The organism is Stenotrophomonas maltophilia group sp. RNC7 (assembly GCF_030910085.1).
In the GTDB taxonomy this organism is placed as follows: Bacteria; Pseudomonadota; Gammaproteobacteria; order Xanthomonadales; family Xanthomonadaceae; genus Stenotrophomonas; species Stenotrophomonas sepilia.
The window spans coordinates 39,721-53,047 of sequence record NZ_JAVFVN010000533.1 but is presented as its reverse complement, the minus strand read 5'-3'; the positions used below and the strand labels follow the sequence as shown (position 1 = coordinate 53,047).

Sequence of the window (13,327 nt, the reverse complement as noted above, 5' to 3'; positions counted from 1 at the left end):
GAATCTCTTTCTTGAGCAATGTTTGTATCTTCATCTAACCCACCTATAATAATCCTGTTATCTGCAGTAGTTCTCATATAAATATATGGTCTCGCAGTTTCCCAAATGAGAGTACGTTTATACCAAGAAGATAAATCTTCTACAGGATTAGTAACAATTGCATATGAGCTAATCAGTGTAGCGTTCTTTTCCTTTTTAAATTCCAATCCTTCATATCCTGCAGCCACAATTACTTTATCGGCAGTAATAGAATTGCCTCCCTTTGTATAAAAGATAGCACATTCTTTCTCTAACTTTTTGCCAACAATCTCTGTATCTTCATAAATGTGAACTCCTTTATTAGAGGCTTGTTCTAATAAACTATGTGTAAATTTATAAGGGTTTATTTCACCATCATTATACGTATAAATAGCTGCACGTTTTTTAAATGGATATCTCTGTCCAATTTGTTTTTCTGATAACCAAGCCGCTTTAAAATCATGCTTATGTAAATAATACAGTTCCTTTTCTAATTTCTTTATATCCTCTTCATAACTTGCATAATATAAACTGTCCCGTCGTTTAAAGTCAGAGCAATAAGGCAAGTTTTGATCAGCATATTCAATATCATTAATAGCTTGTTCACATAATTTCATATGCTTAACTGCATACTCTTCTCCAAATGTATTTACAAGTTCAAAAAACATCTTATCACCTAAATATTGAATAAGTGCTGTATTTGTAAGGTTACTTCCATGTCCTACCTTTCTTTTATCAACGATAACAATATTTAAATCTGATTCACTCAAATAGTATGCGGATTGAGCACCCGAACTTCCTGCTCCTATTATGAGTACGTCACATTTTATATCTTCTTCCAAACGGGGGTAAGAAGGTGTATTAGAAAAAGTTGTGTTCCAATATAATTTCCCTTTCTGTAAATCCATTTTAAGTGCACCATCCTAAATAAAATAGTTATATCCCCATCTGTATCTCCAAATCATTCTTACTATATACTTCTTATCAAAATTATCTTGCTACCATTAGATTATTAGTACAATATTTTTGTCCGCTCATATTTGGTATTAAACTAAGCTTATAAAAAGTTAATAGTAGATATATTATTTATTTTCATTTAGAAATTTAAGAACTTGGTTAAAAGCTTCTTGACCTGCTGGCGTGTTCATTTTAAATTGAAATTCATGCGCTAACTCGCCAGAGATATTTTTATCAAAGAAAAGTGTATCTACAGGTACTCCTTTATTTTGTAAAGTAGAAGCTAATGCTTTAGCTTGATCTTCAAATGATGCAGTATTTCCATCTGTGATGAACGTTGGTGGGTAATCTTTTGTAACGTGTTTATAAATAGAGGCGATTTCTGAACATTTCAATCCACCCATATCGTTAGAGTCCGGTGTCCCCCATCGGACCGAATGCCTTCATGCGTACCCTGCTCCTGCTGCCCCTGGCCCTGCTCGCCGCGTGTTCGACCGCGCCCACCGAGCTGGACCCGATCTCCTATCAATGCCAGCAGCAGCTGGACGCGTACCGCGAACAGCCGGCGCTGCGCGATCCGAAGACGGGCGAGCGCCCGCCGCTGCCGATCGCGCCGATCAGCGATGCCTGCGACAGGGAACTCCAGCGCAAGGGCGTCGATCGCCCGCTGCGCTGAGCAGCGTATGATCGGCGCGCGGGCCTGCCCGCCGTTGAAGGTACCGACATGGATCGTTTTTCCCGCCTGCGCCGCGCCGCGCTGCTGATCGCCAGCCTGCTGGCGACCGCACCGGCCTGGGCCGACAGCACCGCCTGCCGCGAGCGCTACCCGAGCGTGGCCTCGCAGGCGGCGATGCTGGATGTGGCCTGGACCACCGCCGAACGCCTGGACGCGCTGCCCGAGGTGGACGTGGCGGTGGCCGCGCGCGGTGGCCAGGACCTGAGCCGCTACGGCCTGCGCCACAGCCACCTGGCGTTCCTGCTGCGCGAGGACGACGGCCGCTGGCGCGCGATGCACCTGCTCAACCGCTGCAAGACCGACCGCTCGCAGCTGTACCACGAGGGCCTGGGCAACTTCGTCGGCGAGAGCGGCGGCCATACCGACCTGCGCATCGGCGTGCCGTCGGCGCCGTTGCGTGCGGCGCTTCGCGCGATGCTGGTGCCGCCCTCGATCCAGCCCAAGGCGCTGCACGAAGCGAAGTACAACGTGGTCGCCTACCCGTTCGCCACCGACTACCAGAACTCCAACCAGTGGGTGCTGGAAGTGCTGGCGGCGGCGATGGCGCAGGCCGAAGGCGCGCCGGCCATCGTCAAGCGCGAACAGGCACAGCAGTGGCTGCGCCAGCAGAAGTACCAGCCCAGCGTGCTGCATATCGGCCTCGGCAAGCGCGTGGGTGCGCGCCTGTTCGTGGCCAACGCCACCACCACCGACCATCCGGCCGGCGAACGCATCTCCGGCAACTATTCGGTGGTGACGGTGGAATCGGTGTTCGACTTCCTGCACCAGCGCAGCCAGCTGCAGCAGGAACTGGTGATCCCCCACGTGCCGGTGGCCGGTGCCACTGCCGCCGCCCCCTGAATTCCGCTAGGAGAACGACATGCGTCCGCTGCTTGCCTCTGTGTTGTCGATGGTGATCGTCACCGGCCTGGCCTGGTCGACGGCCGCCCACGCCGAACGCCGCATCGTGATCATCCATGACCCGGGCCCGCAGGGACCGAGCCTGGAAATGTCCACGCAGATGGTGGCCTCGGCCCGCGCCGCAGCAGCGAAGGAAGCCCAGGACGCGGCCGACGCCGGCCGGCCGCTGGCCCGCCCGCAGCAGATCAAGCTGCCGCAGATGGAGGTGAGTGCCATCGCCACCACCGTCGATGGCCGCCGCGAAGTGCTGCTGCGTGATGCCAACGATCCGCAGAACACCGCCTCGATGCAGTATCCGCGCGGCATCGGCGACCCGGCCGTGCAGTTCACCGTAGGCCAGACCGTGAATTTCGAGCCGACCGGCAACGACCAGGGCTGGCAGCTGAAGGACAACCAGGGCCGCCCGCTGGAATACCTGCCCGAGGCCACCGGCCCGCGCAATATCTTCGATACCCGGCGCTGAGCCGCCGTCCCCACGCTGACCAGGAGGTCTCCATGTTCCGTTGCCTGCGCGTTCCCGCTTCTGCCCTGCTGCTCTCCGCGCTGCTGGTGCCCACCGTCCATGCCGGCGCCGCGCCGCAGTTGAACAGCAGCGAAGCCAGCGTGCTGATCACCTCGCTGATCGTGGTCTCGGTGCCGCTCGCTGCGTCGGCGGGCCTGTCCGAACTGTCCAAGGCGCCGTTCAAGGCCAGCGAACGCAATGGCAGGGTTGCCCGCACCAAGGCGGTGCCGCTGCCACCGATGGAAGTGAAAAAGGTGGAGACCACGGCGGCGGGCGAGCGCCAGGTGCAGCTGCAGGTGCCCGACAAGGCCGATCAAACCGCCACCCTGCGCTGGCCGGCGCGCGTGCATGAAGACCAGACGGCGGCCTTCGTGGTCGGCCAGCAGGTGCATTTCGCCCCCACCGAGGCCGGTGCCGGCTGGACCGTGAAGAGCGCACAGGGCCAGGCCCTGGCTTACGTCCCCACCGCCTATGCCGCGGGCGATGTGATGAGCGAAGCGCTGTAAAGCTGAACAAGCGGTTTTGGCTTTGCCGCGGGCCGGGCGGATAATGGGCGATCCCCTTTGTCCCCCCTGGCTCGCGATGTCCGTGCGTCCTGCCCCTGTGTTTGCCCCGCTGACCGCCCGCGCCCTGGTGCTGGCGGTATTGGCGATGGGCGCGGTGGTGCTGCTGTCCAACGTGCTGGTGCAGTACCCGATCAACGACTGGCTGACCTGGGGGGCCTTCAGTTATCCGGTCGCGTTCCTGGTCAGCAACCTGATCAACCGCCGCTTCGGCCCGGGCCCGGCGCGCCGCGTAGCGTGGATCGGCTTCGCGGTGGCGGTGCTGTTGTCGATCTGGGTGGCCACGCCGCGCATCGCCGTTGCCTCGTGCTCGGCCTTCATCGTGGCGCAGTTGCTGGACATCACCGTGTTCGACCGCCTGCGCCGTGGCAGCTGGTGGCGCGCACCGATGGTGGCCACGACCTGCAGTGCGACGGTGGATACCACCATTTTCTGGTCGATCGCGTTTGCCGGTTCCACCCTGCCGTGGGTGAGCTGGGCGGCCGGGGACCTGGCGGTGAAGCTGGCGATCGGCGTCTGCCTGCTGGCCCCGTTCCGCGCGCTGCTGTGGAAGATGGCGCCGCTGCGCGCGACCAGCTGACCGCGCATGCTCTGGTAGGTGCCGACCGTTGGTCGGCACGCCCTGCAGAACTCATCGCTGCCGACAGATTGTGCCGACCAACGGTCGGCACCTACCAGGAGCGGGCCATCGCAGGGCCATTGATCCGGTAGTCGCCAACCTTGGTTGGCGCTTGGCATTCATGCCAACCAAGGTTGGCATCTACCAACTGCAGTCCTCCGCCATCCGGCACTCAGGCGAACGGCAGCTCTGCCGCTCTGCACGCTGCCGTAATCGCGGCACACGCGTCTTCAATCGCGGGCGTGGTCGGTGCCAGTCGCGGGCGCCGGTCCAGCGTGCAGGCCAGGCCGACATCCAGCAGCGTGGCATGCGCGCCATGCAGTGCTTGCGCAGTGTCTTCCGGCAGGAAACCGGCAACCGCCAACGCATCGATCAGCGACGGTGTATCGCGCGGCTGCAGCAGCGCGGGATGCTGCGCACTAAGCGCCAGCACGCCTGTCTGCAGCAGGAACTCCAGGTCCACCACGCCACCGGCACCCTGTTTCAGGTCCAGCCGCGCGGCATCGCTGCGGTCCAGTTCAGTGCGCATGCGGCCACGCATCTTCAACACGTCGGCATACAGCGTGGCCGGATCTCGCTCACGCCCGAGCGTCTGTGCACGCACCTGTTCGAAATCGGCCAGCAGGCTGGCATCACCGGCCACACCGCGTGCGCGCACCAGGGCCTGGTGTTCCCAGGTCCACGCGCGTTCGCGCTGGTATTCGGTGTAGCTGGCCAACGAAGACACCAGCGAACCCTTGCCACCGTCCGGGCGCAGGCGCACGTCGATGTCGTACAGGCGCCCGGCGGCGGTGACCGCACCAAGCAGCGCCATCACCTTCTGTGCCAGTCGTGCATACCAGCGCCCCGGTTCCAGCGGACGTGCGCCGTCGCTGGCCTCCACGCCAGCCGGATTGTCGTGCAGGAACACCAGGTCCAGGTCGGAACCGAAGCCCAGCTCAAGCCCGCCGAGGCTGCCGTAGCCGATGATCGCGAAACGTCCACCGGGAATCCCGCCGTGCGCGGCGCGCATGTCCGCCTCGGCCATCGCCAGCACGGTGGTGACCACCGCCTGCGCCAGCTCGGCCAGTTGCCGCGTGCTGTCCACCGCACCCTGGCGGCCATCCAGCGTGGCCATCGCCATGCGGAAGCTGAGCGCCAGCCGCGTCTCATTGAGCCAGCGCAGTGCGGATTCGGGGTCTTCCACCGCCAGCACCTGCTGGCACTCGGCCAGCATGCCGGCCGCATCGGGCATCGGCCCGGACACGCGCACGTCCAGCAGTTCGTCCAGCAGCAGCGGGTACGCGGCCAGCCGCTCAGCCAGCAGCGCGCTGCGCGCCAGCACATCCACCAGCCGCGCCAACGCGCTCGGTTGTTCGTCCAGCAGCGCGAGATAGCTGGTCCGGCGCAGCACCGCCTGCAGCAGGCCAAGCACGCGCCTGAGCGCGGCGTCGGGTTGCGGCGAACGCGTGGCCGCATGCAGCAACGCGGGCAGTACGCGATCCAGCCGCGCACGCGCGGCATCGGACAATGACTTCACGCCGGTGCCCTGCGCGAAATCACGCAATGACTGGTCGGCGCCGTTGGCATCGAGGAAACCGGCTTCAGCCAGCAGCGGTGTGTTGCTGCCCTCGGGGAGGCTACGCCAGTAGTTGGCCAGCGCGTCGGGCGCGGCCTGGCCCTTGCGCGGTGCCAGCAGCGCCGCGAATTCGGTACTGACCCGCTGCTGCTGTTCGGCCAGCGCCGCGCGCAACACGTCCCAGTCCGGGTAGCCGAGGCCGACGGCGATGCGCTGCCGGTCCAGTGCATCGCTGGGCAGCACGTGGGTCTGCGCATCGCGCAGCATCTGCAGGCGGTTCTCCAGCCGGCGCAGGAACAGGTAGGCCTCGCGCAGCGCACTGCCGTCCTCGGGCGCGATCTGCCCCGCAGCCACCAGCGCGTCCAGCGCCACCAGCAGGCGGCGCTCGCGCAGCGCAGGTTCGCGGCCACCGCGGATCAGCTGCAGCGCCTGGCACAGGAACTCGATCTCGCGGATGCCACCGGCGCCGCGCTTGATGTCTTCGTGCAACTCGCGGCGCGCGACTTCGGCGGTGATCGCCGCCTTCATCTCGCGCAGGCCATCGAGCGCAGTGAAATCCAGGTAGCGGCGGTACACGAACGGGCGCAGGGTCTGCAGCCACGCTTCGCCGGCCTCGATATCACCGGCCACCGAGCGCGCCTTCAGCCACGCATAGCGCTCCCAGTCGCGGCCTTCGCGCTGGAAGTACTGATCCATCGCCGCGAACGACAGCGCGACGCGGCCGGCGCTGCCGAACGGCCGCAGGCGCAGGTCGACGCGGTGGCTGAAGCCATCGACGGTGGTTTCGTCCAGCAGCTTGGCCAGGCGCTGGCCGAGGCGGGCGAAATACTCCTCGGCGGCCAGCGCGCGCGGGCCGTCGGATTCGCCGCCGTGCGGATAGGCGTAGACCAGGTCGATATCGGAACTGAAGTTGAGCTCGCCGCCGCCGAGCTTGCCGAGGCCGAACACCACCAGCTGCTGCGCGGCGCCTTCGCCATCGCGGACCACACCGTGCCGCTGGGCGAATTCCTGCTGCAGCGCGTCCAGCGCCAGCCGCAGGCAGTCCTCGGCCAGGGTGGTGGCGCCAGCCAGGGTCTGTGCCACGTCGTCCAGACCGGTCAGGTCGCGCCAGATCAGCCGCGTCGACATGGCAGTACGCCAGCGCCGGATCTGCGCCGGCCAGTCGCTGGGCTGCAGCGGATCGAGCACCGGGGGCGGGATCGGCGGGCAGCCGGGCGCGGCCAGCTGCGCCAGCAGGGCCGGTTGCCGCACCAGGGTGTCCAGCGCGAAGTCGCTGGTCACCGCCAACCGGCTCAGCAGCGGCAGCAGATCGGTCGGGATGGGCTCGGGCAGGACCTGGGCCAGGCGCGCCAGCGCGCGGTCGACAAGAGGCTGCAGGGCGGCGGGCAGGTCAGCGGGGGCGAGGGTCATGGGTCTGATTGTATCGACCCGGCTGGGGCGCAACGGACCCGGTAGTGCCGGCCGCTGGCCAGCAAATCCGATGATCCTGCCGAAGGTTACTGGGGGTTGCCGGCCGCCGGGTGGCACTACCGATACCGGGAGCCGCGTATTCATACTGGGCGACAGGCAATAAAAAAGCCCGCTTGCAGCGAACTGCCAGCGGGCTCTGCTCCCTCCCCCACGTCGGGATGCAGGGCCATCGTGCGGGCTGCGAAAGCACTTTGCACGCTGCACTGCAAAACAGAACCGGTGGGTATGGGTGAGCCCCTGGGGGAAAAGCCATTCCACAAAGGTAGAACCCCCCGTACGGATGAGGATGGCCGATAATCGGGATTCCCCCCAGAAACACTGTCGTCATGTCTGTTGATCGCATCGCCAACGCGCGTCTCCGTGACCGCGTGGTCTCCGCCGAGGCCGCAGCCGCGCTGATCCAGCCCGGTGAAACCGTGGCCATGAGCGGCTTTACCGGCTCCGGGTATCCCAAGGCCGTTCCCGTCGAACTGGCCCGCCGCATCGAAGCGGTGCATGCCCAGGGCAATCCCTTCCAGATCAAGCTGATGACCGGCGCCTCGACCGCGCCGGAACTCGATGGCGCGCTGGCCAAGGCCGATGGCATCGCCATGCGCATGCCGTTCCAGAGCGACCCGGATGCGCGCAACCGCATCAACGAAGGCAAGCTGGATTACATCGACATCCACCTCAGCCACGTCGCCCAGCACGTGTGGTTCGGCTTCTATGGCGAGATCGATACCGCCGTCATCGAAGTCTCGGCCATCCGTGAAGATGGTTCGCTGGTGCCCTCCACCTCGGTCGGCAACAACAAGACCTGGCTGGACCTGGCCAGGAAGGTGATCGTCGAGGTCAACGAATGGCAGCCGGCCGGCGTCGACGGCATGCATGACATCTACTACGGCACCGCGCTGCCGCCGCATCGCAAGCCGATTCCGCTGGTGAACGCCAACGACCGCATCGGCGATACCGCGCTGCGCTGCGACCCGGACAAGATCGTGGCCGTGGTGCGTACCAACGGCCCGGACCGCAACAGCCCGTTCAGCCCGATCGACGCGACCAGCGAGCAGATCGCTTCGCACCTGATCGAGTTCCTCAAGCACGAGGTGAAGAAGGGTCGCCTGCCGCCGAGCCTGCTGCCGTTGCAGTCGGGCGTGGGCAACATCCCCAACGCCGTGCTGGCCGGCCTGGCCAAGAGTGGTTTCCGCGACCTGACCGCGTTCACCGAAGTGATCCAGGACGGCATGCTCGACCTGCTGCGCGACGGCGTGCTGAGCTACGCCTCGTGCACCGGCTTCGCGCTGAGCCCGCAGGCCAACGAGACGTTCAAGGAGAACATCGATTTCTACCGCGAGCGCATCATCATGCGCACGCAGGAAATCTCCAACCACCCGGAACTGGTGCGCCGCCTGGGCTGCATCGGCATGAACGGCATGATCGAGGTGGACATCTACGGCAACGTCAATTCGACGCACGTGATGGGCACGCGGATCATGAACGGCATCGGCGGTTCCGGTGACTTTGCCCGCAACGGTTTCCTGTCGGCGTTCCTGAGCCCCTCCACCGCCAAGAACGGCACCATCTCGGCGATCGTGCCGATGGCCAGCCATGTCGACCACACCGAGCACGACGTGTCGGTGATCGTGACCGAACAGGGCCTGGCCGATCTGCGCGGCCTGACCCCGCGCAAGCGCGCGCAGGTGCTGATCGACAACTGCGCCCACCCGGACTTCCGCCCGCAGCTGCAGGATTACTTCGACCGTGCCAGCCGTGAGAGCTACGGCAAGCACACCCCGCACCTGCTGCCGGAAGCGTTGTCGTGGCACCAGCGCTGGCTGGATACCGGCACGATGAAGGGCTGAGGCCCGCGTCTGTAGAGTCGAGCCATGCTCGACTCTCCTTCCCTGTGCAGCCGAGCATGGCTCGGCTCTACAAAGGGGCCGCTCCGCAGAATCCCTGTAGAGCCGAGCCCACGCTCGGCTCCACGGCAAGCGGTTTACCCGCGCAGCGCCGCCAGCGATTCGGCCTGCAGCCGCTCGTAGATCTCGAACTCGTCGTTCACCGCCACGCCCAAGGCCTGCTCGAAGGCCTCACGGTTGGCATGCGCGGCATAGGCGCGCTGTTCTTCGCCGCCCAGGTTCGACTGGAAGATGCCCGCGGCACTGACAGGCAGGAAATCCTCGTAGACGATCGGGTCGGCCGTGGCCAGGCCGGCGGCTACCAGCACTTCAGCGGGCAGATCGGCCACGCGCTCCGGCGCGGCGCGGCCGGCGTCGGTCAGCTGGTAGCGGTAATACCCCAGGCCTTCCTGGCGCAGGGTGTCATGGTCATCCGGGAAGCTGGCGAACACCGCCTGCAGGCGCTGGCCGTAGTCGCCGCCGGTGCTGCCTTCGCCACCGGCGTCGCGGGCCTGCGACAACAGCTGGTCGTACAGCGCGCGGCCCTTCGGGGTCAGCGCCAGGCCGCGTTGTTCGATCTCGCCGAAGCGCGCGGTATGGGTGCCGGCATCACCCCCTTCGGCATCCGGGAAGTGCACGGCCTCTTCCAGCGCTTTGAAGCTGGTCTGGCGCAGCAGGATCGGGCAGGCACGACGCGGCGGGCCTTCAATCACCGCCTTGGCCGCCATGCCGTGCTCGATCATTGCCACCTGTGCAGCGTCGATGTCCAGCGTGCGCGGGGTCAGGTGGTTGATGTGCGGGCCGCGGAAACTGACCACGTCAGCCACCAGGCGGTGCGCGTTGTGCAGTGCCTGGTAGGTCGGCAGATCGACCGTGGCATCGCCGTGCCAGCGGAAGGTTTCCAGTGCTTCATCGACGAAGCGCTCGGCATCGGCCTGCGACAGCCCACCGTCGCGCTCGGCCTGGTCGATCAGCGCCAGCGCGCCGTCGGTGAAGATGCGGCGGCGTGCGAGGATCTTCGCCGACTCGGCACGCAGGGCTTCGTCTTCGATCAGCTCCAGGCGCAGCAGCGAGGTGAACACGCGGAACGGATTCTGCGCCAGCGCCGCGCCGGTCAGCGGGCGGAACGCGGTGGAGTGCACCGGCACGCCGGCCACCGACAGGTCGTAGTAGCCGACCGGGTACATGCCCATCACCGCGAACAGGCGGCGCAGCGTGGCCAGTTCCTGCACGGTACCGACGCGGATCGCGCCATGACGCTCTTCATCCAGCCGCGCACGCTCGTCGTTGCGCTGCAGCTGCGCGGCCAGCGCCGGGTCCTGGGCAAGCACCTGCGCGTTGATCCGCTCCACCAGTTCCACCAGCGTGCCGTACAGCGGCACTTCGGTGCGGTACATGCGGGACATGGCCTGCGCGAACAGGCGGCGGATCACATCAGGCGAAACGAAAGAGGCGCTCATCAGTCACTCGATTACGGGAACGGGGAACAGCTCGGACCCGTATTGTCGCCGGAGCGCGCGGCGGCGGCGATACGCAGAGCAACATGACCGGGTAGTGCCGGCCGCTGGCAGGCAACCCCGGATGCCTGGAAAGGATGCAATTGCCGGCCAGCGGCCGGCATTACCGCTTCAACTGGCGCTTCAGCGTGGCATCCAGGGTGATCGGCCGGTCCCAGTGCTGGTAGCTGGCCACGATGGCATGGCGCACAGCCCGGTAGTGCAGATTGTCCGGCTTGGTGGGCATGCGCTTGACCACCGCCTCCCAGCCGCCCTCCGGGTCCTGGCTGAAGGCACGCACGCTGTCGCGGCAGGTCTGGCCACTGGCCTTGGCCCAGAAGCAGGCGAAATAGATGTCTCCGGCCTGCCAGCCGTGGGTGGTGAACAGCGCGCTGATGTAGCCGCGCGGCACGTCGGCATAGCGCGACACTTCGTCGAGGAAGGCGTCGGGGTAGCGTTCGGCGTAGTGGTTGATGTCCTGCAGCTGGGCATCGACCCAGCTGTCGCCGGTGTCCACTTCATAGGTGGCCGAACGCTCAGCCGTCTGCTGGGCCAGCACGGTGGCCGGCGCCAGCAGCAGGGACAACATCAGCGCGCGCAATCGGTGGTTCATGCCCCGATTCTGCCGCAGCCGACGGGCCCTGTCAGGCCGCAGCGGCCTTGGCCTCGATCGCCGCCAGTGCGGCCGGCCAGTCGTGGGCGGTATCGGCAGTGACCATGCGCGGTTCGTCGTCGGCCACGCCATGCTGGGTCTCGTGGGCCCAGGTCACTGCGTACGGGGTATGCACGCCCCAGCCACCCAGCGTCACCACCGGCTCGATGTCCGAGCGCAGCGAGTTGCCGACCATCACGAAGCGCTCCATCGGCAGGTCGAATTCGGCCAGCACGCGGGCGTAGGTCTCCGGGTCCTTCTCGGAAACGATCTCGATGCGCGGGAACAGCTCGCCCAGGTTGGCGACCTTGATCTTCGCTTCCTGGTGGAACAGGTCGCCCTTGGTGATCAGCACCACCGGGTAGTGCTCGGCGATGGCCGCCACCGCTTCGCGTACACCATCGATCAGCTCGACCGGGTGGCGCAGGGTGTCGTGGCCGATCTCCAGAATGCGCTGGATGTCCTTGGCCTCGATGCGCTGGCCGGTGATGTCGATGGCCGCTTCGATCATCGACAGGGTCATGCTCTTGACGCCGTAGCCGAAGGTGCCCAGGTGGCGCTGCTGCACTTCCAGCAGGTGGCGGGCGGTCTGGGTGTCATGCACGTCGACATAGCGCGACAGCAGGTCAAGGTAATCCTGCTCGGCCTTGCGGTAGTAGTCCTCGCTCTTCCACAGCGTATCGTCACCGTCAAAACCGACCAGGCCGATGGCGCGCGACGGCGCAGGCGTGGGGGTGTTCATCGCGCAAGGATACAGGGGCCATGGTGGCGAAAAAAACCCGGGCGGCCGAAGCCGCCCGGGTTCCCATACGCCCCGACGCAGGTCTTACCTGCCCTGCGCACCCTGCGCTGCGCCACCCGCACCGGCCTGCTGGGCGGCCACGTAGGCCTTGTACTCATCGGCGCTCAGCTCGCCGTCCTTGTTGGTATCGGCCTGGTCGAACACCTGGGCCAGGCCGGCGTTCACCTGCGCCTCGGTCTTGCTGATGGTGCCGTTGCCATCGGTATCGATGCTGGCCCAGGTCTGGCCACCGCCATTGGCCTGTGCCGATGCCGCTGCGGCCGCATTGGTCGCCTGGTCGGCGGCCTGGCCGGCCTGTGCAGCCGCCTGCTGGGCCTGAGCGGCCTCGTTCTGCGCCTGCGCGGCCTGCTGCTTGGCCGACTGGGCCATCGCCGGGATGGCCAGCACGCTGCCGGCGGCGACGATCAGGGCGATCAGGGGCTTGCGGTTGCGAATAGTCATCAGGGGTGTCTCCTACCGATTGGGTGGTGTTGCGCGGCGTGTTGATTCCGCACGGCACTACCCTGCCACCGCGTTTCTGAATCGATTTTGCGCCGCGACCGGCCCGCACACAGGCGATTAACCACTCGCCTCCACGCATGCGTTAGCGCGGTGGTTAGGGTGAAGTGAGTGGCTCATAAGATGCGCATTCAGCGCCTCTGCATTTAACCGGCAGGCAACGAAAAACCTGCGTCAGTCGACGGTTTTTTCCGATGACCGCGAACTGAACAACACCCATGCAAGAGCAACACCGGCGAGCGCACCGGCGATTTCCAGAACGACACGGCTGCCGAGTTCGTTCGGATCGTGGATGGTGGCGAGGAAGATGCGCGCGTACAGCGGCGATTCCAGCCGCACGATGCCCATGTAGAACAGCTTCCACGCATCGATGCCGGCGGCGATGATCACGGCGATGACGCAGGACCAGCCGATCGCGTGCCCCATCGACCACCGCAGCAGGCGGCACAGCTGCGACCACAGGAGGTACACGAGCAGGCCGACCAGCAGGGCGATGGCGCCCGCTTCCAGGGTGCCGAGCAGGCCGAAGTGCAGGGGAAGGTTCATCGGGTGGGCAGGGATGAAGAGGCGGCCAGTGTAAGGGATCTGCTTCGGACCCAATCGGCAGCCACAGTAGATCCACGCCATGCGTGGATGAGTCTCCATCGAGATCGAATAATTCGACGATTGAACAAAGAGC

Annotated in this window: 14 protein-coding genes; 6 read left to right on the top strand and 8 right to left on the bottom strand. The window is 64.1% G+C overall.

Annotated elements, in window-relative coordinates; translation table 11 throughout:
• Both RCF13_RS10635 and RCF13_RS10630 read right to left on the bottom strand, forming a co-directional pair.
• Nucleotides 1–926 (bottom strand): FAD-dependent oxidoreductase (locus RCF13_RS10635; RefSeq protein ID WP_308141138.1); only part of this gene is annotated, 926 nt, incomplete at its 3' end.
• A 174-nt stretch (nucleotides 927–1,100) separates the two neighbouring features.
• Nucleotides 1,101–1,379, bottom strand: coding sequence for a hypothetical protein (locus RCF13_RS10630; RefSeq protein ID WP_308141137.1), 279 nt, complete (start codon nucleotides 1,377–1,379; stop codon nucleotides 1,101–1,103).
• Nucleotides 1,380–1,420: 41 nt separating this feature from the next.
• Here RCF13_RS10630 and RCF13_RS10625 point away from each other — a divergent pair, with 41 nt between their 5' ends.
• The 5 genes from RCF13_RS10625 (at nucleotide 1,421) to RCF13_RS10605 (ending at nucleotide 4,256) form a co-directional block, all read left to right on the top strand.
• Nucleotides 1,421–1,651, top strand: a complete 231-nt coding sequence (locus RCF13_RS10625; protein WP_005415044.1) for a hypothetical protein — start codon at nucleotides 1,421–1,423, stop codon at nucleotides 1,649–1,651.
• 48 nt (nucleotides 1,652–1,699) lie between these two features.
• Nucleotides 1,700–2,551 carry a DUF2145 domain-containing protein gene (locus RCF13_RS10620; protein WP_061478570.1) on the top strand — a complete coding sequence of 284 codons (852 nt, stop codon included), beginning with the start codon at nucleotides 1,700–1,702 and terminating at the stop codon, nucleotides 2,549–2,551.
• 19 nt (nucleotides 2,552–2,570) lie between these two features.
• Complete coding sequence (locus tag RCF13_RS10615) at nucleotides 2,571–3,074, top strand: hypothetical protein (protein WP_134969361.1); 504 nt, start codon at nucleotides 2,571–2,573, stop codon at nucleotides 3,072–3,074.
• 32 nt (nucleotides 3,075–3,106) lie between these two features.
• Complete coding sequence (locus tag RCF13_RS10610; protein WP_111201278.1) at nucleotides 3,107–3,619, top strand: hypothetical protein; 513 nt, start codon at nucleotides 3,107–3,109, stop codon at nucleotides 3,617–3,619.
• Nucleotides 3,620–3,695: 76 nt separating this feature from the next.
• Nucleotides 3,696–4,256, top strand: a complete 561-nt coding sequence (locus RCF13_RS10605; RefSeq protein WP_005415040.1) for a queuosine precursor transporter — start codon at nucleotides 3,696–3,698, stop codon at nucleotides 4,254–4,256.
• A gap of 211 nt (nucleotides 4,257–4,467) precedes the next feature.
• On the opposite strand, the gene glnE is transcribed toward RCF13_RS10605, so the two are convergent.
• Nucleotides 4,468–7,263, bottom strand: coding sequence for a bifunctional [glutamate--ammonia ligase]-adenylyl-L-tyrosine phosphorylase/[glutamate--ammonia-ligase] adenylyltransferase (glnE, locus tag RCF13_RS10600; protein ID WP_154350123.1), 2,796 nt, complete (start codon nucleotides 7,261–7,263; stop codon nucleotides 4,468–4,470).
• A 386-nt stretch (nucleotides 7,264–7,649) separates the two neighbouring features.
• Here glnE and RCF13_RS10595 point away from each other — a divergent pair, with 386 nt between their 5' ends.
• A complete protein-coding gene (locus RCF13_RS10595) occupies nucleotides 7,650–9,164 on the top strand; it encodes an acetyl-CoA hydrolase/transferase family protein (RefSeq protein ID WP_061478566.1) in 1,515 nt (504 codons plus the stop codon).
• A 134-nt stretch (nucleotides 9,165–9,298) separates the two neighbouring features.
• On the opposite strand, the gene RCF13_RS10590 is transcribed toward RCF13_RS10595, so the two are convergent.
• The 5 genes from RCF13_RS10590 to RCF13_RS10570 all read right to left on the bottom strand — a co-directional run bounded on the left by RCF13_RS10590 (nucleotide 9,299) and on the right by RCF13_RS10570 (nucleotide 13,194).
• Nucleotides 9,299–10,660: a VOC family protein gene (locus RCF13_RS10590; RefSeq protein WP_134968570.1), complete on the bottom strand. Its 1,362-nt coding sequence runs from the start codon at nucleotides 10,658–10,660 to the stop codon at nucleotides 9,299–9,301.
• A 160-nt stretch (nucleotides 10,661–10,820) separates the two neighbouring features.
• The gene (locus RCF13_RS10585; protein ID WP_061478564.1) at nucleotides 10,821–11,309 is read right to left on the bottom strand and encodes a hypothetical protein; all 489 of its coding nucleotides are present in this window, start codon (nucleotides 11,307–11,309) and stop codon (nucleotides 10,821–10,823) included.
• Between the two features lie 31 nt (nucleotides 11,310–11,340).
• On the bottom strand, nucleotides 11,341–12,090 hold the full coding sequence (locus RCF13_RS10580; protein ID WP_061478563.1) for an HAD family hydrolase: 750 nt from the start codon (nucleotides 12,088–12,090) through the stop codon (nucleotides 11,341–11,343).
• An 84-nt stretch (nucleotides 12,091–12,174) separates the two neighbouring features.
• The gene (locus RCF13_RS10575; RefSeq protein WP_019662197.1) at nucleotides 12,175–12,591 is read right to left on the bottom strand and encodes an EF-hand domain-containing protein; all 417 of its coding nucleotides are present in this window, start codon (nucleotides 12,589–12,591) and stop codon (nucleotides 12,175–12,177) included.
• Between the two features lie 231 nt (nucleotides 12,592–12,822).
• Nucleotides 12,823–13,194, bottom strand: a complete 372-nt coding sequence (locus tag RCF13_RS10570) for a hypothetical protein (protein WP_049413267.1) — start codon at nucleotides 13,192–13,194, stop codon at nucleotides 12,823–12,825.
• Between the last annotated feature and the right edge of the window lie 133 nt (nucleotides 13,195–13,327).

What these genes read in the sequence shown, in the direction of transcription:
- RCF13_RS10625 (WP_005415044.1), top strand. Translation starts at nt 1,421, where the DNA reads ATGCGTACCCTGCTCCTGCTGCCCCTGGCCCTGCTCGCCGCGTGTTCG.
- RCF13_RS10590 (WP_134968570.1), bottom strand. Translation starts at nt 10,660, where the DNA reads ATGAGCGCCTCTTTCGTTTCGCCTGATGTGATCCGCCGCCTGTTCGCG.
- RCF13_RS10570 (WP_049413267.1), bottom strand. Translation starts at nt 13,194, where the DNA reads ATGAACCTTCCCCTGCACTTCGGCCTGCTCGGCACCCTGGAAGCGGGC.
- RCF13_RS10630 (WP_308141137.1), bottom strand. Translation starts at nt 1,379, where the DNA reads ATGGGTGGATTGAAATGTTCAGAAATCGCCTCTATTTATAAACACGTT.
- RCF13_RS10585 (WP_061478564.1), bottom strand. Translation starts at nt 11,309, where the DNA reads ATGAACCACCGATTGCGCGCGCTGATGTTGTCCCTGCTGCTGGCGCCG.
- RCF13_RS10580 (WP_061478563.1), bottom strand. Translation starts at nt 12,090, where the DNA reads ATGAACACCCCCACGCCTGCGCCGTCGCGCGCCATCGGCCTGGTCGGT.
- RCF13_RS10575 (WP_019662197.1), bottom strand. Translation starts at nt 12,591, where the DNA reads ATGACTATTCGCAACCGCAAGCCCCTGATCGCCCTGATCGTCGCCGCC.
- RCF13_RS10605 (WP_005415040.1), top strand. Translation starts at nt 3,696, where the DNA reads ATGTCCGTGCGTCCTGCCCCTGTGTTTGCCCCGCTGACCGCCCGCGCC.
- glnE (WP_154350123.1), bottom strand. Translation starts at nt 7,263, where the DNA reads ATGACCCTCGCCCCCGCTGACCTGCCCGCCGCCCTGCAGCCTCTTGTC.
- RCF13_RS10595 (WP_061478566.1), top strand. Translation starts at nt 7,650, where the DNA reads ATGTCTGTTGATCGCATCGCCAACGCGCGTCTCCGTGACCGCGTGGTC.
- RCF13_RS10620 (WP_061478570.1), top strand. Translation starts at nt 1,700, where the DNA reads ATGGATCGTTTTTCCCGCCTGCGCCGCGCCGCGCTGCTGATCGCCAGC.
- RCF13_RS10615 (WP_134969361.1), top strand. Translation starts at nt 2,571, where the DNA reads ATGCGTCCGCTGCTTGCCTCTGTGTTGTCGATGGTGATCGTCACCGGC.
- RCF13_RS10610 (WP_111201278.1), top strand. Translation starts at nt 3,107, where the DNA reads ATGTTCCGTTGCCTGCGCGTTCCCGCTTCTGCCCTGCTGCTCTCCGCG.